16 protein-coding genes, 1 tRNA gene and 3 pseudogenes are annotated in these 21081 nt (G+C 48.2%); 13 read left to right on the plus strand and 7 right to left on the minus strand.

The features are described 5' to 3' along the window. Positions 1–88 precede the first annotated feature (88 nt). Positions 89–1162 (minus strand): anthranilate phosphoribosyltransferase, encoded by a 1074-nt coding sequence (locus tag ASL14_RS22690; protein ID WP_134913562.1) that lies wholly within the window; start codon positions 1160–1162, stop codon positions 89–91. Between the two features lie 20 nt (positions 1163–1182). Further along, positions 1183–1785, minus strand: coding sequence for an ANTAR domain-containing response regulator (locus ASL14_RS22695; protein ID WP_134913564.1), 603 nt, complete (start codon positions 1783–1785; stop codon positions 1183–1185). A gap of 452 nt (positions 1786–2237) precedes the next feature. On the opposite strand from ASL14_RS22695, the gene nirB reads away from it, so the two are divergent. Both nirB and nirD read left to right on the plus strand, forming a co-directional pair. Then, positions 2238–4670: a nitrite reductase large subunit NirB gene (gene nirB, locus ASL14_RS22700; RefSeq protein WP_134913566.1), complete on the plus strand. Its 2433-nt coding sequence runs from the start codon at positions 2238–2240 to the stop codon at positions 4668–4670. 13 nt (positions 4671–4683) lie between these two features. Beyond that, positions 4684–5013: a nitrite reductase small subunit NirD gene (gene nirD, locus ASL14_RS22705; protein WP_134913568.1), complete on the plus strand. Its 330-nt coding sequence runs from the start codon at positions 4684–4686 to the stop codon at positions 5011–5013. 200 nt (positions 5014–5213) lie between these two features. Here nirD and ASL14_RS22710 read toward each other — a convergent pair. Further along, positions 5214–5285, minus strand: a tRNA-Val gene (locus ASL14_RS22710). A 140-nt stretch (positions 5286–5425) separates the two neighbouring features. Here ASL14_RS22710 and ASL14_RS22715 point away from each other — a divergent pair. Both ASL14_RS22715 and ASL14_RS22720 read left to right on the plus strand, forming a co-directional pair. Further along, complete coding sequence (locus ASL14_RS22715; RefSeq protein ID WP_134914613.1) at positions 5426–5869, plus strand: GNAT family N-acetyltransferase; 444 nt, start codon at positions 5426–5428, stop codon at positions 5867–5869. A gap of 88 nt (positions 5870–5957) precedes the next feature. Next, positions 5958–6194 (plus strand): DUF3892 domain-containing protein, encoded by a 237-nt coding sequence (locus ASL14_RS22720; protein WP_025684272.1) that lies wholly within the window; start codon positions 5958–5960, stop codon positions 6192–6194. A gap of 124 nt (positions 6195–6318) precedes the next feature. Here the strand turns inward: ASL14_RS22720 and ASL14_RS22725 are convergent, their stop codons facing one another. Beyond that, entirely contained in the window at positions 6319–7080 is a 762-nt protein-coding gene (locus ASL14_RS22725; protein ID WP_134913570.1) for an MBL fold metallo-hydrolase, read from the minus strand. A 202-nt stretch (positions 7081–7282) separates the two neighbouring features. Here ASL14_RS22725 and ASL14_RS22730 point away from each other — a divergent pair, with 202 nt between their 5' ends. Both ASL14_RS22730 and ASL14_RS22735 read left to right on the plus strand, forming a co-directional pair. Further along, positions 7283–7840: a copper amine oxidase gene (locus ASL14_RS22730; protein WP_134913572.1), complete on the plus strand. Its 558-nt coding sequence runs from the start codon at positions 7283–7285 to the stop codon at positions 7838–7840. A 79-nt stretch (positions 7841–7919) separates the two neighbouring features. Then, positions 7920–8225 carry a DUF1292 domain-containing protein gene (locus ASL14_RS22735; RefSeq protein WP_025684269.1) on the plus strand — a complete coding sequence of 102 codons (306 nt, stop codon included), beginning with the start codon at positions 7920–7922 and terminating at the stop codon, positions 8223–8225. 126 nt (positions 8226–8351) lie between these two features. Here ASL14_RS22735 and ASL14_RS22740 read toward each other — a convergent pair whose 3' ends face one another. Then, entirely contained in the window at positions 8352–9827 is a 1476-nt protein-coding gene (locus ASL14_RS22740; RefSeq protein WP_134913574.1) for an aminotransferase class I/II-fold pyridoxal phosphate-dependent enzyme, read from the minus strand. 187 nt (positions 9828–10014) lie between these two features. Between ASL14_RS22740 and ASL14_RS22745 the strand changes: the two genes are divergently transcribed. After that, a complete protein-coding gene (locus tag ASL14_RS22745) occupies positions 10015–11298 on the plus strand; it encodes an MFS transporter (protein WP_134913576.1) in 1284 nt (427 codons plus the stop codon). Between the two features lie 26 nt (positions 11299–11324). On the opposite strand, the gene ASL14_RS22750 is transcribed toward ASL14_RS22745, so the two are convergent. After that, positions 11325–11957, minus strand: coding sequence for a YktB family protein (locus ASL14_RS22750; protein WP_134913577.1), 633 nt, complete (start codon positions 11955–11957; stop codon positions 11325–11327). Between the two features lie 279 nt (positions 11958–12236). Between ASL14_RS22750 and ASL14_RS22760 the strand changes: the two genes are divergently transcribed. Both ASL14_RS22760 and gndA read left to right on the plus strand, forming a co-directional pair. Then, positions 12237–12836, plus strand: a complete 600-nt coding sequence (locus ASL14_RS22760; RefSeq protein ID WP_044648634.1) for a hypothetical protein — start codon at positions 12237–12239, stop codon at positions 12834–12836. Between the two features lie 285 nt (positions 12837–13121). Beyond that, positions 13122–14527: pseudogene (gene gndA / locus ASL14_RS22765) on the plus strand (NADP-dependent phosphogluconate dehydrogenase). A gap of 249 nt (positions 14528–14776) precedes the next feature. On the opposite strand, the gene ASL14_RS22770 reads toward gndA, so the two are convergent. Continuing rightward, positions 14777–15082: a rhodanese-like domain-containing protein gene (locus tag ASL14_RS22770; protein WP_014282339.1), complete on the minus strand. Its 306-nt coding sequence runs from the start codon at positions 15080–15082 to the stop codon at positions 14777–14779. 272 nt (positions 15083–15354) lie between these two features. On the opposite strand from ASL14_RS22770, the gene aroA reads away from it, so the two are divergent. The 4 genes and pseudogenes from aroA to ptsP all read left to right on the plus strand — a co-directional run bounded on the left by aroA (position 15355) and on the right by ptsP (position 21014). Beyond that, entirely contained in the window at positions 15355–16647 is a 1293-nt protein-coding gene (gene aroA / locus ASL14_RS22775; protein WP_134913581.1) for a 3-phosphoshikimate 1-carboxyvinyltransferase, read from the plus strand. A gap of 34 nt (positions 16648–16681) precedes the next feature. Then, positions 16682–17116, plus strand: coding sequence for a CoA-binding protein (locus ASL14_RS22780; protein WP_134913583.1), 435 nt, complete (start codon positions 16682–16684; stop codon positions 17114–17116). A gap of 275 nt (positions 17117–17391) precedes the next feature. Continuing rightward, a pseudogene (locus ASL14_RS22785) lies at positions 17392–19273 on the plus strand (glucose PTS transporter subunit IIA). Next, positions 19270–21014: pseudogene (ptsP, locus tag ASL14_RS22790) on the plus strand (phosphoenolpyruvate--protein phosphotransferase). The pseudogenes ASL14_RS22785 and ptsP overlap by 4 nt, the downstream one beginning before the upstream one ends. Positions 21015–21081 lie beyond the last annotated feature (67 nt).

Below are 21081 nucleotides of genomic sequence, written 5' to 3' on the forward strand. Positions count from 1 at the left end.
AAGGCCAGCCCCTGATATGAGTGCAGGAGCTGGCCTTTTGACCTGTTCAGTTTATGATCCACAATCGCTAGACTGCGTGATGCTCGTACTATAAATGCAATCGGGTTTCGGATATGCTGGCTCCCGTTTTTATTTCTTTTCTGAGCATAGCTTCACGCCAGCGACAATACAAATCCCAGGCGGCCCCGTTTTCCAGCAGCGGTTTGCAGGTGTACAAACCCTCCTCTACGGAGTCGACTCGCCCTGCAACGAACAGCCGGACCGCGCCGTTGAGTAGCACTTGATTCGAAAAAGCTATAGGAGCTGTGCCTTGTAGCACTTCCTCCGTTATGCGCAGCTGCTCAGCGGGGGTCCAGTTATGCTCTGGTACCACCGAATCCAGCCCGTACATTTCCGGATCAATAACCTGCAGTGACACTTCTCCGTTAGCAAGCAGGTAAGTCCGGGTCGGTCGGTCGATGAACAGGTCCTCCGATCCTTCGCTTCCCTGGACGATTAGAGCCCTGCGGTAATTCAGTTTTTGCATCAGTTTCGCCGTTTTGTCGAACACAGTGTTGTGGAAAACGCCGAATACGATATACGGAGAAGCACCGTAATCAACCAATTTCTCAGCTGTGTTCAGCACCGTGCGCAGCCCTAGCTCTTCGCGAATAGTACGCAGCTCTCTCAGAGGTGTGCACCACTGCTCGGAGGTTGCGAATAATACGCCTGTCAGCTTTGCGGCGTGAATGGCGGTTTCGTGTGTCATGTTTTCAGATGTTATCCCTATTTCCTGCAGCAAAAGGGGGAGTGTAATACCCCATTTGGGAGGAAGGGGCGCACTTCCGTGCATTGTCACCGGGACCCCGTGCGCGGCAACTAGAAAAGCGGTGGCAAAGGTGGAGATAAATGATGATTTTCTGCCATCGTAGGGACCTGCGAAATCTATACCCTCCTGCATCGGGAAGCGATGGGCGTATTTGCGACAGACGTTGACGAATGCTTCCAGCTCGGCGATGCTCTCCATTTTGATGCGTTCCGCGGCAAAGAAGGCCCCGATTTGTGCAGGTGTTGCCGACCGGGTCATAATAAGCTCGGCAGCGGCTTCGGCTTCGATGTAATTCAAATCCCGGGCGCCTCTTTTGCCACGTCCAACCTCTTTTAATATTTCAATAATGTTCATATTAAGGGCCCCTTTCAAATCTATGCCTTTAGCATTTGCTGTGCTTTGACGATGGAGATGGCCACATCAACGATCCGCTTGCGCTCATTCATTGCTTTTTTTCGCAGCAGATCGTATGCTTCCGCTTCCGGAATGCCGTTTACTTCGCCAAGTATTCCTTTGGCCATGTCAATCCATTTGCGCTCTTCCAGCCGAGCGGTCAGTTGTTTACGTTCACTTAGCCAGTGCTGGCGTTCGAAAAAGCGCTTGGCGCTAAAGTGAAGAGCCCAATTCAGCTCATGTGCTGCCATAGCAGGGATTAAAATGCCGTCGACGGGAACATTGGCTTCACAGGATTCCGTCGATGACAGAGCAGATTCCGGGCTGCACCACCAGAGCAGTGGGATTGCTTTGGCTTGCTCCAGCCTGCCGGACCATGTGCTGATGGCACCGACAGGTATATTCAGTACAGCCGCATCCGCATCATGAATTAGCTGTTTAATTTCAGATGCATCACGGCAGGGTAGCGTCACATATCCGTTGGACTCCAAAAGGTGCTCAGGCCCTGCCTGCCGTGAGGAAACGGCGTGCGCCTGCCCGGATACATGCTCTGAATGTGAGTGAATTACCAACAAGGAACGCAAGCGGGCTCCTCCTTTCTGTAACATAAAGGTAGTTAGCGATGGGGAAGTCGGATGGTATTTCCTGATAACAAACATGACATAGGTTTTTGTCTGTCTACGTATTTTTTTGATCATTATCAAGTGAGAACGAACTTTTAATCCATTTTGGCGTGTTTTCGTCTGAAAATCAATCCAAACTTTATAACAAAGTGATATTTTATACGTCATAAATATGTTACATGATGATAAAATATAATTTTTCATAAGATAACGCGTAAGGAATATTGACATCTAACTTGAATCATTATATATTGGCTACAGTACTTTTTAATTCCATACTCTGATGGATACAACGGTGTATTCGATGAAACGGCAATGGAGCCTGTTTTCGCATGTGGAGGGATGTTTTGAATTCCCCTATGTGAAGCAGGCTTTTTATGTTTTGAGGATATGAATGGAAGGGGAGTGACCTGATGAACCACATCAAAAAGTTAGTGCTGGTCGGCAACGGAATGGCGGGGATACGCACCCTCGAACATTTGCTGAAGATTGCTCCGGGTGCCTATGACATTACGGTATTCGGGGCCGAGCCTCATCCGAACTATAACCGGATCATGCTGTCCTCCGTTTTGGCTGGAGGGGCTGGTTTGCAGGATATTGTCATCAACGACTGGAGTTGGTATGAAGACAATCATATCCGGTTGTATACAGGGGATCCTGTCACAGCTATCGACACGGAAAAGCGGCAGGTGATGTCACGCTCCGGCGTATGCGTCTCTTATGATTTGCTGTTGTTGGCAACAGGCTCCAAAGCCTTCATTCTGCCGCTTCCAGGAGCCGACAAGGATGGTGTTATCGGCTTCCGGGATATCCGTGACTGTGAAACGATGATGGAGACGGCGAAGACGCACAAAAAAGCAGCCGTCATCGGCGGCGGATTGCTTGGGCTAGAGGCAGCCAGGGGGCTGCTCAACTTAGGGATGGATGTTACGGTTATTCATATTCACGAACATATTATGGATCGGCAACTGGATGAGGCAGCTTCCCTTATGCTAAGGCGCGAGCTGGAGGAGCAGGGAATGACTTTTCTGGTCAATAAGCGGACGGCGGCTATTACGGGCCGTCGCCGCGTGGAAGGATTGAAATTTGCCGACGGCAGTGAGCTGGAAGCGGATCTGATCGTTATGGCGGTAGGCATCTTACCAGACATTGAACTGGCGATGTCGGCGGGAATCCCAGTAAATCGCGGCATTATCGTAAATGATTACATGGAAACAGGCATCCCCGGCATATACGCCGTTGGCGAATGTGCAGAACACCAGGGAATTACCTACGGCCTGGTGGCTCCATTATATGAACAGGGTGGTGTGCTGGCCCAGCGGCTCGCGGGAATGGAGACTCCCGGCTATAGTGGTTCCGTCATTTCGACGAGACTGAAGGTATCGGGCGTAGACGTATTTTCCGCAGGGTGCTATAAGGACGAGCCGGGAACGCGTTCCCTTCGATATCAGGATGATATTGGCGGCGTCTACAAAAAAATCGTCATCAAGGAAGAAAAACTGATCGGAGCCGTCCTGTTTGGGGATACGTCTGACGGAGCTATGTTGTTTTCTCTGATCAAAAGTGGCGAGTCGGTGGTTGGCCGTGAGAAAGAGCTATTGCTCGGCTTCAATCCAGGCCAACCAGAAGCAAGTGGCTCCATGATGCTGGAGCAAATGCCAGATGACGAAATTGTATGCGGATGTAATGGTGTATCCAAGGGTGACATCGGTGAGGCGGTTGCGGCTGGCTGCCGGAGCCTTGGGGAGATTAAGGCCTGCACGAAAGCATCGGCATCATGCGGCGGCTGCAAGCCATTAGTGGAGGGACTCTTACAGCTATACGCAGGCGCAGAAACCGGAGAAACGATTAAAGAGGGGATTTGTGGTTGTACGACGCTTGACCGGGAAGCGATCATTGATGGCATTCGGGAAATGGGATTGAAGAGCGTCAAAGAAGTTATTAATGTGCTGGGATGGAACGAACCGGAAGGCTGCACCAAATGCCGCCCGGCTCTCAATTATTATCTTGGTATGCTGTGGCCGATGGAATACGCAGATGAAAAGGAATCCAGATTCACCAATGAACGGTACCATGCCAATATCCAGAAAGACGGCACATATTCCGTCGTACCCCGTATTTACGGAGGAGTTACTTCACCTGCGGACTTGAAGAAAATTGCTGCTGTCGCGGAGAAATACAATGTGCCTCTGGTGAAATTTACGGGCGGACAACGTCTTGACCTGCTTGGTGTGAAAAAGGAGGATTTGCCGGGTATCTGGTCCGAGTTGGATATGCCGTCTGGGCATGCCTACGGGAAGACGCTGCGAACGGTTAAGACATGCGTCGGTAACACCTTTTGCCGCTTCGGCACTCAGGACGCTATGGGCATGGGCATCCGGTTGGAAAAGGCATTTGAACGTCTGAATGCGCCATCCAAAGTTAAACTGGCTGTGTCTGGTTGTCCGCGGAACTGCGCCGAAGCGACGATCAAGGATTTGGGCGTCGTCGCTATTGACGGTGGCTGGGGGATCTACGTCGGGGGTAACGGCGGTATTAAGGTACGGGCGGCTGAACTGCTTTGTACCGTTAAAACGGAGGATGAAGTGATGGAATGGACCGGTGCTTACTTGCAATATTATCGTGAGCAGGCGAATTGGAACGAGCGTACAGCCCACTGGGTGGAACGAGTCGGGTTGGAATCCATCAAGCAGGCACTTGCGAATGAGGAGACGAGACAGCAACTGGTGAGCAGAATTGAGGAAACGCTAAGCACGACGACTGATCCGTGGCACGAAATCATTCATAACGAAGAGCTACGCAAGAATTTTGTGCGGCTGCCAGAGCTTAAGCCAGTAACGGAATAGGGGGCTGATTACAATGGAGACCAACACCACAACCAGCAGAATCAGGATAGCCGATCTGAACGAAATTGACCGACGTGGAGCAAGGACAGTTCGCATTCATAATACAGAGATAGCCGTATTCCGCCTGAGCGACGGCAGCGTGCGTGCGCTTGAGAATCGTTGCCCGCACAAAGGGGGACGGTTATCCGAAGGAATGATATGTGGATCAGCAGTCCATTGTCCGCTCCATGACTGGAAAATCGACCTAACCACCGGAAGGGTGCTAGAGCCGGATACTGGATGTGTGACCGCTTACCCCACGGAGATTGACAATGAGAGCGGAGCTGTTTATATCGTAATCTAAGAATTCTGTGTATATTAAGCTGAGCATACAGAAAAGCCGACCCTATTTTCCGGTCGGCTTTTTATCTTCTAAGTATGATTAACGAAGAATCGCTAAACAATTGACTCAATATGTATAGTTAATCTGTTTTGCTCTTCTTATAGTACCCAATTGATCTCTAAATAAACAAAAAAGCCTTGATCATCAAGGCTTTTGACGTATAGGACGGATGGGGATCGAACCCATGACCCTTACCCTGTCAAGATAATGCTCTCCCGCTGAGCTACCGTCCTTCGGTTATTAGATAATATCATGTATTAACGATAAATGTAAAGTAGAAAAATAGAAATTAGATTGTACTTCATTACCATTTTTATATATAATTCAAATTTAGTGAGTTTGCAAATTGAAGCAATGATAAGGGGGGCGGATGATGGCCGCAGAAATTATAAGTGTAACAACAGAGGAGCAGCTACGGGAGGCAATATTGATCCGTACCAAAGTGTTTGTCGAAGAGCAAAAGGTTCCTCTCGATCTAGAAATCGACCATTATGACAAGCTGGGGGAAACTGCACATCATTTGCTGATCTCTGATCATGGTAAGATGGTGGCAACGGGACGCTTGACCTACTATGAGGAAGATACAGCTAAAATGCAACGTATTGCGGTTCTCAAGGAGCATCGTTCAGGGGGTTACGGACGTATATTACTGCTGGCTCTGGAGGAACGTGCGCGTGAGCTGGGGTTACGGCATTCGCTGCTGGATGCTCAATGTCAAGCTGAAAAATTTTACGAGAAGCTCGGTTACGAGACGATTTCGGAAGAACCTTTTGACGATGCCGGGATTCCACATGTGCGTATGCGCAAAAAGCTGTAGGTGGCAGTACAAAGATGCATATAATTCTGCATAGGGTGCATGCTAGTAAAAGTTCCTCCACTATACTATGGATAAGGAGCGATGCAGCATGGCTAATGCAGAACGGGAACAAATTACGGCAGTACGTAAAAACGGTGATGGTGATCTGATGTCATTTCAGACGTCTACCGGACGGGTTTTGGATTACAGTCAGGCTCTGAATGAAATTGAAGCAGGCTCGATTGCCGGGGTCAATGTTTTCAAAGCCAAGGATGGAAGTAAACGGATTCGCGGAGATGCTGATGGAGATCCTACGAATAATTTGGATCAGTTGCCGTTGTTCTGACGTTCATTTCAAGCATCTATCGCTAAGCACATAACTACACGCAAGTATATGCCAAAGCCGCCGGGCTCTTTTTCCAGTTGGAAACCCGGCGGCTTTTTGTTATTTCACTTTGTATCCAGTATTATTATTGCTCTGTGCGTTCCAGATCAACAATGTTGTATACGCGCTGCTGCTCCAGAAAGGACATGACTCCAGCCTTTTCCCTGAATCGCTCCATGTCGTCACTATAGTGCATGAGACGAATCCGCTCTTGAAGTGGGATTGGCAAGCTGAGTAGCTCGTCCAACGTCGTATGAACTTCTCCGGCACCCTGTAATTGAACCTCATGCAAAATGCTGCGACAGCCCCGCTCGTGTACCAGTTGATTCAGCAGGCCGGGATCAAAGGTCATATCCGCACTATAAAAAAGACGGTCATTAATGAACAGGGAGTAGCTGTCTTTACCGGGGATATGACGGGTAGGAATGAGTTCAATTTCGATGCCGGATACTAAGCTGGTAGATTCCCCAGGCGTCAGCACGTTTACCTCAAACACATCCTCCAGCTTGTCAATCATGCCTTGCTGTGACATGCCGCCCTTGAGCGTATTTTCCCATAATGGATGAATTAGCGGTTTTGCGATATAAAGCACGGGTTTACGACCATAAAGGATGTTCATTTGGAATCCAAACTCTTCCAGTCCTCCGACATGATCGGCGTGAATGTGGGTAATTAGAATGGCGTCAATTTCACGCAATTGAATGCCCATTCGGTGCAGAGCCAGAGAAGCGGTTGTTCCGCAGTCGATCAATAGCTTGCCTGCTCCGCTGTCCAGCAGTGCGTTATTGTTGTAATAGTTTTTGGCAAAGGCACTGCCTGTGCCTAGCATTTGTATTGTCAGGCTCATCCGTATTTCACCCTCCAGACTTAAATGTGTATAAATCCTCTACAGTCGTATCTTACCATCGATGATGATAGAAATTAAAGATTTCACGCCATATCAAAAACTTTGGACAATTTGTGAAGCACAGCGCAACTTGTGGAACTGAGCTAGGTATAAATGTAAGACAGAAGTTATTTAACAGATGATGATGGAGGGATATCTAGCGATGAAGTGGAGAAAAGTTATGGCCCTAGTGATGGCCTTTTCGATAATGGGAGGGACCGTTATTTCGGCGGAATCCGCCAAGGACCAAGTGAAGCTGATTATTAACGGTGAGGTGTCGAAGGATGGCGCGGTTGTCATTGACGGCAAAACGTATGTGCCCATTCGGGATTTTAACGGGATTGTCAGTTTTGATCCGTCCGGTGGAAAAGTTGTTTTCGACCAACCGAATGTACACATTTTCTTGTTTAAGGGCGATACGGTGTTCGGTAACGTGAATAAAGGCAACAAAGTGAAATTCAATGTATTCAGTCAGATTGATACGTTGAAAGCGGATATCTCCGGAGTGAAGGTAGCGATTACTGACCCGGCGGGTAACGTGAAAGATATTCAGTCCCAGGATATCAGCGGAGCACAAAAGGATAACTTTTGGTTCCGTACAAACGACTTTACGTATGATTTTAAAACAGCAGGGAATTACCGGGTCGGTTTCTACATTAAAGAAAGTAAAGACAGCAGCTATACACTGGTGTCCGAAAAAGTCATTACAGCGATAAATTAGGCATACCACAAATTGACCTGTACCCTTGATCATGTTACGATACGGGGGAAAATAAAACAATTTGAAGGTAGGTATTTCCATGAGTGATCACAAACATGAACACGGTGAAGCCTGCAACCACGATCATGACCACGAACATGAAGAAATGGTTCTTACGCTAACTGATGAAAATGGCAAAGATGTAGAAATGGTGCTGGTAGAGACCTTTGACGTAGAAAATCACGTTTACGCTCTCCTGCTGGAGCGCGGCAATCCTGAAGCAGACGGCATTATTCTTCGTATGGAAGAAGAAAACGAAGAAATGGTGCTTTACAATATCGAGGACGAAGATGAATGGAAACGTGTTGAAGAGGCTTACAGCGAGCTGGTTGCCCAATACGAATAGTATTGGACCTAACGGCTGTTGCAGCTTTGTAAGGTAACGAAAAAGCCCCCGTTTGGGGGGCTTTTTTTGTTAAGCTTTTTTAGGATGCTTGTAAGACCTTCCAGACTTGTTAGGGATCAGGAATAATTAGGAAATGGCGTCCGTTTCAACAATAACCTTCACTTGATGTACGGTACGGTCCTCCGGCCCTTTTACAGGCAGGCCTACTTCCACATGATCGACAATATAATCAATATTGTCCTGTGAGATCACTTCGCCCGGCAGTAGGATCGGAATACCTGGCGGATATACATAAATGAATTCTGCAATAATGCGTCCAGCAGATTCCTTGAATGGTACCACTTCTGTATCTCCATAAAAAGCGTCTCTCGGAATGAGGGAGAGCTGAGGGATTTCCGGTATCTTTACAACCAGCTCATGCTCCTGACCTGTGGAATAGTGCAGAGAAGCCAGCTCACGCAGAGCTTTCAACAAAATTTCAATTTCCTCTTTGGTATCACCAGGGGTCACCAAACAGAGAATATTGTACATATCGCTAAGCTCAACCTCGATGTTGTAGTGATCTCTCAGCCAATTTTCCACATCGTATCCGGTAAGGCCCAAATGGCGGATATGAACCGTGATTTTAGTTGGATCATAATCGTGGGTAGCTTCCGTGCCGAGAATTTCACTACCAAAGCAATATAGCCCTTCAATCTTGTTAACCTCTGAGCGGCAATATTCCGCCAAATCAAGGGCGCGTTGTGCTATTTCATGACCGTTAAGTGCTAGGTTGCGTCGGGATGTGTCCAAGGAAGCCAGCAGGAGATACGAAGTGGATGTCGTTGTCAGCATACTGAAAATCGTTTGTACACGCTGTGGGTTAACGTATCCGTTTTTCGTATTTACATTCAAGATCGAGCTTTGTGTCAAGGAACCGCCCAGCTTGTGGACGCTTGTAGCTGACATGTCTGCTCCCGCCTCCATGGCGGACATCGGTAGATCAGGATGAAAATGAATCAGTACCCCGTGAGCCTCATCGACCAGGACCGGCACATTATAGCTGTGAGCGAGATCTACAATTTCTTTTAAGTCGGCGCACACACCGTAATATGTCGGGTTGATAACAAGGACGCCCTTGGCGTCAGGGTGGCGTTCCAATGCCCGGCGTACGGACTTGGTTGTAACCCCGTGGTGAATACCGAGATTCTCATCACTGACTGGAGAAATGAATACTGGTTTTGCACCAGCAAAGATAATGGCAGACATTATGGATTTGTGTACGTTTCTGGGTACAATAATTTTATCACCTGGCAAGCAAATGGACATAATCATGGTGATGATGGCTCCGCTTGTCCCCTGTACACTGTAGTAAGTATAATCTGCTCCGAAGGCATCTGCTGCAAGCTTTTGGGCTTCTTCGATGACACCTGTTGGTTGATGCAGATCGTCCAATGGAGCGATGTTGATCATATCTATGGAAAAGGCATTATCCCCCATAAATTCGCGAAATTCCGGATCTGCTCCGACTCCCTTTTTATGACCTGGGATGTGAAATTGAACCGGGTTGCTCTGAGCGTGCTTCTTCAAAGCAGTAAAAAGCGGGGTGTTGCTTTGATTCATTAGTGTTGTCACAACCTTTCGTGCAGGATTTCGACAATCCTGTGCAAGTGATAATAGAACAAAATTGAGTATAGCAGTTTGAAGTAGGAATGCAAGCGGTTGAGGGCGCATTTATTTACGAAAGAGTGGAGTAGGCGGAGAACCCGGTCTTTATAGCCAAAAAACGAAGGTGGAGGATGTGGATTAGATGAGGCAAATAGGACGAAAAAAAGCTCTGCAGCGGTTGTGGACTCCTTTTTTTACTAAATTGTGGGTTTTGGTATTTCTGGTCGAATTTATGAAAGGATCTCTTCTGGTATCCATCCTGCCGGTATATATGGGAGAAACGCTTGGTTTGTCGGCCGGGATTATTGGTTTGGCCTTTTCGCTTCAGTATTTTGGAGACAATGCGTTCCGGGCACCGGCGGGCTGGATGGCTGAACGGCTCGGCTACCGTGGAACGATGTCGACCGCACTGTTGTTTACGCTTGTAGCGATTATTATGCTGAGCGTACTGACAGAGCCCGTGTGGCTCGTCGTCGCGTGTCTGCTGCTCGGTCTGGGTACTTCTCCGCTCTGGCCTTGTGTTATGACCGGAACGACCGAAATGTCCGGGCCTAATAACAGCAATGGTGCGGCGATGGGCACATTGGAAATTGCGTCCATGGGCGGAACAGGAATGGGGCCGCTTGTTATGAATTTCGCTATGGCACATTATGGTCATTCTTACGGAATGGTGTTTATGATTTTGACAGGATGCAGTATTGTGCTGTTGTTGGTCTCCCTAATGCTGCCCGGACGGAAAGAGTCTGCCGACAAAGGAGCGCTGCAACGGAGCGCTTTGGTGTCCTCCGACGGTCTTGCAAAACAAAAGCTGAAGCTGCTGGGAGGAATCAAGGAGACGATCATTACACTCAAAACAAAACTAAATGTAAACCCGTTGATTTACCCGGCGCTGTTTTTGCAATCGTTTGTTATCGGTCTAATCAGCCCGGTATTGACGCTGTACGCCCGTACGGACCTCGGGATCTCGCCGAATTTGTACAGTGTACTTCTAATTGCTGGCGGCGGGGTAACGGTGCTGGCGCTTATTCCTTGCGGAAAGCTGGTGGATCGGCTCGGAACAGAATACTTTCTGCACGCCGGTTTTTTACTTGCCGGGATTACGCTGTTTTTCTTTTCCGCCGTCCGATCCATTCCGCTTGTGTTTGTATCCGTAGCCCTTATCGGCTTGGGCTATGCGCTCATTTTGCCTGCATGGAACACGTTCCTCGCCAAATTGATCCCAGAAAGCGAGCGAGCGACGATATGGGGCTTTTTTCTGACACTCCAAGGTTCAGGTATGGTCATCGGTCCGCTCGTTTCAGGAGTGCTGTGGGACCGCGCAGGACACACAGCTCCATTTATCATCAGCGGAGTTGTAATGCTGCTCATGTTCGGCTGTCATCTGGCTTTGGCACGTAATCCGCGCAGAAAGACGGCTGAAGCCTGATTGGTAGCTTGATTAGCCAATACCGGTTACTCTTTCGGAAAAGCCATTCGGTACAGCGGCAGCAAACGCTCAAAAGTGGAACGCACTGCCTGTAGTAATGCAGCCCCGTCGCTGGCGAGTGGATCTTCCCGGTCAATACGGATACCACACATGACCTCGGCTTTTTTAACCTGTTGCAGCTTGTCAATGATCGTTTGAAAATCCTTCTCGTCCATTTGCTTTTGCTCCGTACCTTCCGGGGCCATATGATCCATGGACCAGTAAAAATGATCCGGTAGGCTAGTGCGGACATCGCTCAGATTGGCTTTGAGTGCCTGGGCAAACGTGGTTTTGTTCGGGCTTTCATAAATAATTGCGAAAATGATGAACAGATGAGAAGAAAACATCCCTACCTCAAAATGTGGCAACGCCTTGTATCCACGCTTGTTTGCCGCCCAAGCTACCCAGGAATCCTTGGGCGGATTTACTTTGCGCCGTGCATGCTTTGCAACGTGAACGTGCATAGGCTCGCCACACAAGTCCGTCAGGAAAGGAGCCAACTCCGCACCAATCGCTTCCAGTTTGGGTCGAACCTGTTCAATCAGTACCTCCATGCGAGGCTCCAGCCCCGGTATTTCAAAAACATCAAAGTCCTTTGCTGTAAATCCATTGAACGTCATACGTTTTCCTCCTGTAACTGGGTTAAGCCATTTCGTGTGGCGTAATATGTCCGATTATAGCATAACGTCAGCAGGCTTGACCGACTTTAGGCCGGGTTTGGGACAAGCGCATAAGGCAAAAGTAGGATTGTGCGTTGTTACTCATAAAAATAGGTCAAATAACCAAGTACCCTTACATAAAATGAAGTATAAAATAGAGCAAGGGAAGATCAAGCGGAAAAGCCGCAGGCTTGCTGTAGCCGGACTTCTTGAATCGGACTTGAAAAAGGAGGGAATGCCGTGAACAAGGGCTGCGAGGTAGAATATTGCAATCTGGAGCTCCGGTTTAGCCGTCGGCATATCCATAATCTGATCAAGGATTTGATATCGGAAGGGTATTCGCTGTACTGGAGCGAGGATGAGTCATACCTGGTGCTGTCGGTAAGAACCGGGCGCAAGCTGGTGAAGCTTCGTTTTCAACAATTACGTACAGGACACTACAAGTTGGCCGGAGATTATGTGATCCGCGATGCCAAGCTGGCTGAGTGGTTGGAAAAGCTGATTGGAAGCACCCGAGGCCATGCCATTGTCAAAAGAGTCAAGGACCATCATATTTTGGTGGAAAATATTTTGTTCGGTGAGGTCATTCGTCTGGTCGAGGTTACTGGTTTTAAGCAACGCGTTATTTATCAGAAGGGACCAGTGCTGTCAGCGCAGGAGATGGAGGAAATGTATATTTCCAATGAGGGAGAGACCCGACTGCTGCTGCTCAGAATGCAAGTCGATGATGAATTGGAGAAGCTTTTCACGGCAATGACAGAGGGAGATACGACCAGAGCCGAGAACTGCCATGAACGCCTGCAAGCGCTATCCCGCCAACTGTTAATGATGGAAGCATAATGATGAGAGAATAGCGTAATTTAAAACGAATCATTATGGGTTAAAAAATGCGTGGTGTTAAGGACCAGTCAAACGTTTTTGCTTAAATCCGTAGATACTGTGCAGATTTGGGTATAACTGAACACCTCATGAAAATGGGGTGTTTTGATCTGCGAATAGACAGGGGTTCACTTCTGACACCAAAAACGTTAAAATAGAATTGCACGTGTTCCGATTCACATAAAGTGTAATGCGGTAAAGCGGCGATATAGAATAAAAAATATGTTGCAAAGGATGAGGAACCAGATGGCAAAACAGCAGATTGGTGTGATCGGCCTGGCGGTAATGGGTAAGAATTTGGCCCTTAATATTGAGAGCAGAGGCTTCACCGTCTCGGTATTTAACCGCTCTCCCGAAAAAACGCATGATCTTATCAAAGAAGCAGAAGGTAAGAAACTGACGGGTACTTTCTCCATTGAAGAATTTGTGAACTCACTGGAATCGCCCCGTAAAATCCTGATCATGGTTCAAGCTGGTAAAGCAACGGATGCCACGATTGAGCAGCTTGTGCCTCATCTGGACAAGGGCGACATTATTATAGACGGAGGCAATGCCTACTTCCCTGATACACAGCGCCGCAGTAAGGAGCTGGAGGAAAAAGGATTCCGCTTTATTGGTACAGGCGTATCCGGTGGCGAAGAAGGTGCCTTGAACGGTCCTGCAATTATGCCGGGTGGACAAGAAAGTGCCTACAAGCTGGTAGAGCCGATTCTGACGGCAATCTCTGCCAAAGTAGAAGGCGACCCTTGCTGTACATATATCGGTCCCGACGGTGCTGGTCACTATGTAAAAATGGTGCATAACGGTATCGAGTACGGCGACATGCAATTGATCGGTGAGGCTTATCACCTTTTGAAATCGGTCCTGAATGTGAATGCGGAAGAGCTTCATGAAATCTTCACAGAATGGAATAAAGGCGAGCTGGACAGCTACCTGATCGAAATCACGGCTGACATCTTCTCCCAATATGATTCCGAAACAGGCAAACCAATGGTAGACGTTATTCTGGATGCGGCAGGTCAAAAGGTACTGGTAAATGGACAAGCCAAAGCGCGCTGGATCTGGGCGTTCCATTGTCCATGATCACCGAATCTGTATTCTCCCGCTTCCTGTCTGCTATGAAAGACGAGCGTATTGCGGCAAGCAAAGTGCTGAGCGGTCCTAATGCTGAATCCTTCAGCGGGGACAAAAAAGAATTTATCGAAAGCGTACGTAAAGCATTGTTCGCAAGTAAAATTGTGTCTTATGCTCAAGGCTTTGCACAAATGCGTGCAGCTTCCGATGAATACGATTGGGATTTGAAATACGGAAAAATCGCTATGATCTTCCGCGGCGGTTGCATTATCCGTTCGCAATTCCTGCAAAACATCAAGGATGCGTATGACCGCGATCCTGCTCTGAAAAACCTGTTGCTGGATTCCTACTTCAAAAATGTAGTAGAAACTTACCAAAACGCATGGCGTCAGGTGATTTCCGTAGCTGTATCTCAAGGTATTCCAGTGCCAGGCTTCTCCAGTGCGCTTGCATACTATGACAGCTACCGTACTGAGCGTCTGCCAGCAAACTTGCTGCAAGCACAACGTGACTACTTCGGTGCGCATACGTTCAAACGTGTGGACAAAGAAGGCGTATTCCATCACCAATGGTTCTAATAAATTGATGGATATGTAAGGATAGCATTGATGTGATACAACGGAAGTTTTTTTTACCCTTGTGGTAGAAGAAGCTTCCGTTTTTTGATTTCGTGGATGGTTGATTGGATGAGGATGAAGCTAGAGGATTGTGTAATCTTTTGGGGCTGTGGTATGATAAGAACAAGATATTTTAACGCATTACCGCGTCTAAGCTTTGGGTTATAACAAAAAGACGGAAAGATCCCGTCTCTTGTGGTGAGTTGCATTTTACTGCTCTTGTGACCATTGCAGCATACCGCCGGTCATGTTAGTGCAGCCTTCATAACCGAGCTGTTGTAAATATTCGCAGGCTCGTTCGCTGCGATAACCGCTCCGGCAAATAAAGATAATTTCACCGGTACGTTCAATTTCCTCAAGACGACTTGGAATCTGTCCGAGCGGAATATGCTTGGCACCGTCAATCATGCCTTCCGCTACTTCTTCTGCCTCGCGAACGTCGATCAATTGCAGTTGTTCTCCTGCTTGCAGGCGTGCGCGAAGCTCAGAAGGTTCAATCAGGGCGATTTGCGTCATGGCTGGACCTCTTTTCTAATGTAAAATGGGTGCTGCGTGTGTTATTGACGTGTGCAAAACATCACACTCTCTATGTATGATAGCGAAGCTATCTCTAAGCTGTCAATCTGGCTAATCCTAAAGGCGTGTATAGATTAATGAATCGCCGGGATGAAACTCGGGCAGGCTTTGCTTGATATTCAGTGTTTTTTTCTGGTGGTGAAATGAACATCACAGCTTGTATAATTAACGTAAAACGGGTTGGTTAAAATCCGAAAAGGAGCATGTACATTATGGATGTTATCGTTAGACCTACCCCTTCGTTGCAAGGGGAGATTGGGGCCTTGTCCTCCAAAAACTACACTACACGCTATTTGCTGACAGCAGCGCTTGCCGATGGACGAAGTACCATTTATTTTCCGGCACACAGTGAGGACAGTGATGCTATGCGTCGTTGTATCGCTGATTTGGGGGCAGTGCTGGAAGAGGATGATGAAAAAATAGTCATTACGGGCTTTGGCAGCCATCCTCGTGCTGTGAAGGAACTCAATGTAGGTAACGCCGGAGCAGTGCTTCGTTTTTTGATGGGGATCGCATCGCTGTGCCCGGATGTTACTTTCGTCAATACATATCCCGATTCGCTGGGAAAACGACCACATGATGATCTGATCGACGCATTGGGTCAACTGGGTGTACAGGTAGATCATCGTGAAGGTAAGCTTCCGATCCGCATTCAGGGCGGTCAGCCCAAAGGCGGCAAAATTCAGGTATCCGGTTCGGTTAGCTCGCAATATTTGAGCGCCTTGCTATTCCTCACGCCGTTATTGGAGGAAGATAGCGAAATTGAGGTGCTGCATGATCTGAAATCCAAGGTGGTTATTGGTCAGACGCTGGAGGTGCTCCAAGAAGCAGGCATTATCATTCATACAAGTGATGATTACATGTCTTTCCGTGTGCCGGGACGACAATCTTATCAGCCACGCATATATACCGTGCAGGGCGATTACCCGGGCAGCGCCGCGGTGCTGGCGGCGGCTGCGGTCACGAACTCGGATGTCACCATCCATCGGCTAAAGGAGCAGAGCAAGCAGGGAGAACGTGCTATTGTAGATGTGCTTCGTATGATGGAAGTATCGCTGACGCACGAGAACGACACCGTCGTCGTGAAGGGGAATGGCCGTTTGAAGGCCATTGAATTTGACGGCGATGCTGCAACCGATGCTGTGCTGGCGATGGTGGCTGCGGCTGTATTTGCTGACGGCACGTCCCGTTTTTATAATGTGGAAAATTTGCGGTACAAGGAATGTGATCGCATTACCGATTATTTGAACGAACTGACCAAGGCCGGAGCTCGGGTGGAGGAACGTCAGGCTGAAATTATCGTACATGGCAGACCGGAGGGGGTTGAAGGCGGTGTTGAAATTAACGCGCATTTTGACCACCGTGTTATTATGGCTTTGACGGTAGTTGGTCTACGGGCCCAGAAACCGCTGGTGATCAAGGATGCGCATCATGTTGCCAAATCATATCCGCAATATTTTGACCATCTGACGACGCTTGGCGCCTCTGTAGAGTGGGTAAAATAAAAGTAAGTTCTAAAAGTGGACAGGAGGGAAAAGGATGGCTTTTGCAAATCCGTCAAGAGAAGAGATCAAAAGCATTTTGGAACAAGTAGGCAACATTGCGGTTGTAGGTTTGTCTGATAAATCAGACCGGACCTCGTATATGGTGTCTTATGCGATGCAAAAGCGGGGATACCGTATTATTCCGGTTAATCCTGCGGTAGCGGGGCAAACGATTTTAGGAGAAACTTGCTATGCAAGTCTCGAAGAAGTACCCGAGCCTGTCGAACTGGTCAATGTATTCCGTCGCAGTGAGTACTGCGCGGAGGTTGCTCGTGAGGCGGCTGCTATAGGTGCGAAGGTTTTGTGGCTTCAACAGGGCATTATCAGCCAGGAAGCCGCTGACATTGCGCAGGAGCATGGAATGACGGTTATTATGGATCGTTGCATCAAGGTAGAGGATTCCATAACCCAAGCAGTACGTAAAGGATAATCTGGACATGAAGAAAAACCTTCGCCCCTATGAAATACGGGGAGAAGGTTTTGGTGTGTGGAAATTGGGCTATATTATGCTTACAGGAATCCATATAATGTATGTATGCCATTTTTGTGATATTATCTTGGTGAATGAGCTCAATCGACAGTATTGAGACGCTGATCTATACCCTCAAGTCGAGAGTCCATACCATCCAGACGTGAAGCAAGAGAATCGCTTTGACAAAAGTATTTATTCGACTTACCATCAGGGATAGAAAGGAGAGGAATGCCATGAATTGGCTCGGATCCTTACAACAGCTTGGTCGGGCTGTCATGCTCCCGACGATGGTGTTACCGGCTGCTGCTATATTACTAAGTCTCGGCAGCCTTCCCTGGTCCACGTGGGGATTTCCAATGGTGTCTGAAATGGCTAATGCAGCAGGGCGGGGGATTTTTTATTTTTTGCCGTACTTGTTTGCGGTTGGTGTAGCACTCGGCATGTCGAATCAGGCAGGTCAGGCAGGACTGGCGGCATTGGCTGGTATGGCTATATATGATCAGGTCACATTGAGATTTGGAAACGGACTCATTCATCCCGCGACGCTCATTGGCATCATTTTGGGTGTCATTTCAGGGGTGGCGTATAACCGCTTCAAAAGCATTAAGCTGCCTGAGGTACTCCAATTTTTTGGAGGGACTCGATTTGTTTTACTGCTGATTGGCTTGTTCTCCGCTGTGTTCGCAGGACTGATGCTGATAGTGGCACCACTCATTCAGAGAGGATTGCAATTTATAGCAGGTCTGGAATTGAGTCTGGGCGGCTTCGGATTGTTTATTTACGGTATTTTGTATCGGGTGCTGGCGGCTTTTGGCCTTCATCATCTGCTTAATAATATATTCTGGTTTCAACTAGGTACATATAAAACACCGTCAGGCGACATAGTGCAGGGGGATTTACCCCGATTTTTTGCTGGCGATCCGACGGCGGGCTATTTTATGTCAGGGTTGTTTCCGATTATGATGTTTGCGATTCCAGCCATTGCGCTGGCGATTATTCAGGAAGCGCGTGAAGATTTGAAACCGAAGGTGCAAAAGACGTTTTTGACTGCTGCACTCGTCTGCTTTTTTACTGGTGTATCAGAACAAATTGAGTTTGCATTTTGTTTGCTGCTCCTTATTTGTTCCTCGTTCATGCAGTTATGTCAGGTCTGGCCATGTGGCTTACTTTTGAGCTGGATATTCATCACGGTTTTTCATATTCAGCGGGTTTTATAGATTACGTACTCAATTTCCATCTGTCACATAACGCCTGGTTGTTGATTCCGTTAGGCGTGGCGTATGGGCTGGTGTATTATGTGCTATTCCGCTGGGCGATTCGGAGGTTCCGTATTCCCACTCCAGGCCGCGAGGAAGGTTCGGTTCTGGAGGATTGGGCAGGCAATATTCCCTACAGCGCACCGCTCATTTTGGAGGCGCTTGGAGGGAAGGAAAATATTGTTCGGGTGGAAGCCTGCATTACACGGTTGCGCCTTACCGTCCACAATGACCGGCTGATTGATACCGGAGCGATAAAAGCTTTGGGCTCGGCTGGACTCATCAACCTGGGAGGGGCAACTTGCAGGTTGTGTTCGGGACGTATTCGGAGCTGATTCGTGAGGAAATCGCGAAGCTTATGGAGCGTGATCTTCCTCAAGTGTTGTTCAACGCCCCTGTGCATGGAAAAATGCTGCCGATTCACGAGGTACCGGACAAAATTTTTGCAACGAAGCTGGTCGGGGACGGAGTTGCTTTTGTTCCCGAACGAGGTGAACTTGTGTCTCCGGTGTATGGTACGGTTATGCATCTGTATCCGACCATGCACGCTTTAGGCATCTCTACACGAGAGGGAATTGAGGTTCTGCTTCATATAGGGATTGATACTTCACAGCTAAAAGGGAATTTTACTGCTATGGTAGAAGCAGGCGATACGGTGGAACCGGGACAATTGCTGATCAAATTTGATTTGCAGGCACTGCGGGAACAAGCTCCATCGTTAGTGACCCCCATGGTCATTACGAACCCGGATCGCGTGAAGTCATGGAGCTTTGCTCCGTTTAAAACAGTGAAAAAAGGTCAGGCCTCGGTAATGTCCGTTGTGCTGCATGACAGGAATGTTGGAGGGGTAGAGACATGATAGAAGGCATCGGCGCCGCAGCAGGTGTGGCAATCGGGAAGGCTTTTGTCCTGCCGAGCTGGGAGTGGGATTTACCTGAGCAGAAAATGGATGCGGTGGATCTCGCAAAGGAATTCGAGCGTTTGTATGAAGGGATCCGCACATCCAAAAGTGAAATCCAGTTTATTAAGGATGAGTTTCGGGAAATGGTGGGACCGGAGGAATCCAGCATTTTTGATGCGCATCTGGCTATATTGGAGGACCCTGAATTCATGAACGAGGTTCGTGGAATCATCGAGCGCCAATACAAAGCAGCCGAGGTAGCTGTTAAGGAAGCAATTGATCATTTTGTGACGATGTTTGATCTGCTGGATGATGAGTATATGAAGGAGCGGGCAATCGACATCAAGGATGTGGGGAACCGACTGCTCAAGCATTTACTGGGTGCGCCGGAAGTAACTCTTCCGAAGGACACACAGCCTTACATTCTGGTAGCCAAGGAGCTTTCTCCGTCTCAATCAGCCCATTTGAATCCAAGCTATGTATTAGGAATTGTGACTATGAACGGGGCAAAACATCGCATTCCGCGATCATGGCCCGTGCGATGGGTATTCCGCTCGTTTCGGGACTGGAGAGCAACCTCAATTTACCTGTCCAGACGGGGGATATGATGGTTGTCGACGGAGACTTGGGTAAGGTTTATGTGGACCCGGAAAAATCCATTATTGATCATTATACGGCATTACGTGATGAGCAGCGCCGCAGAAAAGAACAGCTTCAGGTGCTCGCTTCCGTGGAAGCCGTGACCAAGGATGGAACTGAACTGAGGCTGGCAGCTAATATCAGCTCTGTCAAGGAACTGGAGGCGGCATTGAAGCATGGAGCGCAGGGTGTGGGACTGTTCCGCACGGAATTTTTATATATGGATCGAAACTCCGCACCGGATGAAGATGAGCAGTATGAAGTGTATCGGCTGGTAGCAGAAAAGGCAGGAAACCACTCCGTTGTTATCCGTACATTGGATATCGGCGGGGATAAGCCGTTGGACTATCTTCAACTGCCGGAGGAGGAAAATCCGTTTTTAGGCTATCGCGCTATACGTATCAGTCTCGATTGGAAGGAATTATTCAAGACTCAATTGACAGCTATTTTACGTGCTAGTGCGGCAGGGAATATCAAGGTTATGTATCCTATGATTTCATCGGTGGAGGAGATCCGTCAGGCGGATGCGATCTTGAAGGAAGCTATGGCGGATTTGGATGCGAGAGGCCTTGCCTATAACCCACATATCCAGCAAGGGATTATGATCGAGGTGCCAGCGGCAGCAATGATTGCCGATCTGCTGGCGGCTGAAACGGATTTTTTCAGTATAGGCACGAATGATCTGGTACAGTATGTGCTGGCCGTAGACCGCATGAACGAGCAGATTGCGCATATGTACCATCCATACCATCCGGCGGTGCTGCGGATGCTGCGTATGACGGCGCAGGCTGCTCATCAGGCAGGGATTGATGTGAGTGTGTGCGGTGAAATGGCAGGAGATGAACGTTCCATTCCCCTGTGGCTGGAGCTGGGAATACATCAGCTTAGCATGTCTCCCCAGTCCTTGCTGCGAGTCAAGCATCGTGTACTGAACACGTCCGCAGCAGAGGCAACGCTGGTTGCCCAGGCGTGCTTCAGCATGTCTACCGGCGCGGCGATCGAAGACAAGCTGACCGCAGTTAATGTCGGCTATATTCCGGCTGGGCCAGGACGCCAGTAATTATGCACTAATTGTGCATTTTGTTTTGAAATAAAAAAAGCATCTTCAAAACCACATTAGCCATGGT

It is taken from the genome of Paenibacillus sp. IHB B 3084, assembly GCF_001447315.1.
In the GTDB taxonomy this organism is placed as follows: Bacteria; Bacillota; Bacilli; order Paenibacillales; family Paenibacillaceae; genus Paenibacillus.

Excerpts from the sequence above, each read along its gene's own strand:
- nirD (WP_134913568.1), top strand. The coding sequence starts at position 4,684 with ATGGAGACCAACACCACAACCAGCAGAATCAGGATAGCCGATCTGAAC.
- ASL14_RS22740 (WP_134913574.1), bottom strand. The coding sequence starts at position 9,827 with ATGAATCAAAGCAACACCCCGCTTTTTACTGCTTTGAAGAAGCACGCT.
- ASL14_RS22780 (WP_134913583.1), top strand. The coding sequence starts at position 16,682 with ATGGCTTTTGCAAATCCGTCAAGAGAAGAGATCAAAAGCATTTTGGAA.
- ASL14_RS22770 (WP_014282339.1), bottom strand. The coding sequence starts at position 15,082 with ATGACGCAAATCGCCCTGATTGAACCTTCTGAGCTTCGCGCACGCCTG.
- nirB (WP_134913566.1), top strand. The coding sequence starts at position 2,238 with ATGAACCACATCAAAAAGTTAGTGCTGGTCGGCAACGGAATGGCGGGG.
- ASL14_RS22690 (WP_134913562.1), bottom strand. The coding sequence starts at position 1,162 with ATGAACATTATTGAAATATTAAAAGAGGTTGGACGTGGCAAAAGAGGC.
- ASL14_RS22725 (WP_134913570.1), bottom strand. The coding sequence starts at position 7,080 with ATGAGCCTGACAATACAAATGCTAGGCACAGGCAGTGCCTTTGCCAAA.
- ASL14_RS22720 (WP_025684272.1), top strand. The coding sequence starts at position 5,958 with ATGGCTAATGCAGAACGGGAACAAATTACGGCAGTACGTAAAAACGGT.
- ASL14_RS22745 (WP_134913576.1), top strand. The coding sequence starts at position 10,015 with ATGAGGCAAATAGGACGAAAAAAAGCTCTGCAGCGGTTGTGGACTCCT.
- ASL14_RS22715 (WP_134914613.1), top strand. The coding sequence starts at position 5,426 with ATGGCCGCAGAAATTATAAGTGTAACAACAGAGGAGCAGCTACGGGAG.
- ASL14_RS22730 (WP_134913572.1), top strand. The coding sequence starts at position 7,283 with ATGAAGTGGAGAAAAGTTATGGCCCTAGTGATGGCCTTTTCGATAATG.
- aroA (WP_134913581.1), top strand. The coding sequence starts at position 15,355 with ATGGATGTTATCGTTAGACCTACCCCTTCGTTGCAAGGGGAGATTGGG.
- ASL14_RS22735 (WP_025684269.1), top strand. The coding sequence starts at position 7,920 with ATGAGTGATCACAAACATGAACACGGTGAAGCCTGCAACCACGATCAT.
- ASL14_RS22750 (WP_134913577.1), bottom strand. The coding sequence starts at position 11,957 with ATGACGTTCAATGGATTTACAGCAAAGGACTTTGATGTTTTTGAAATA.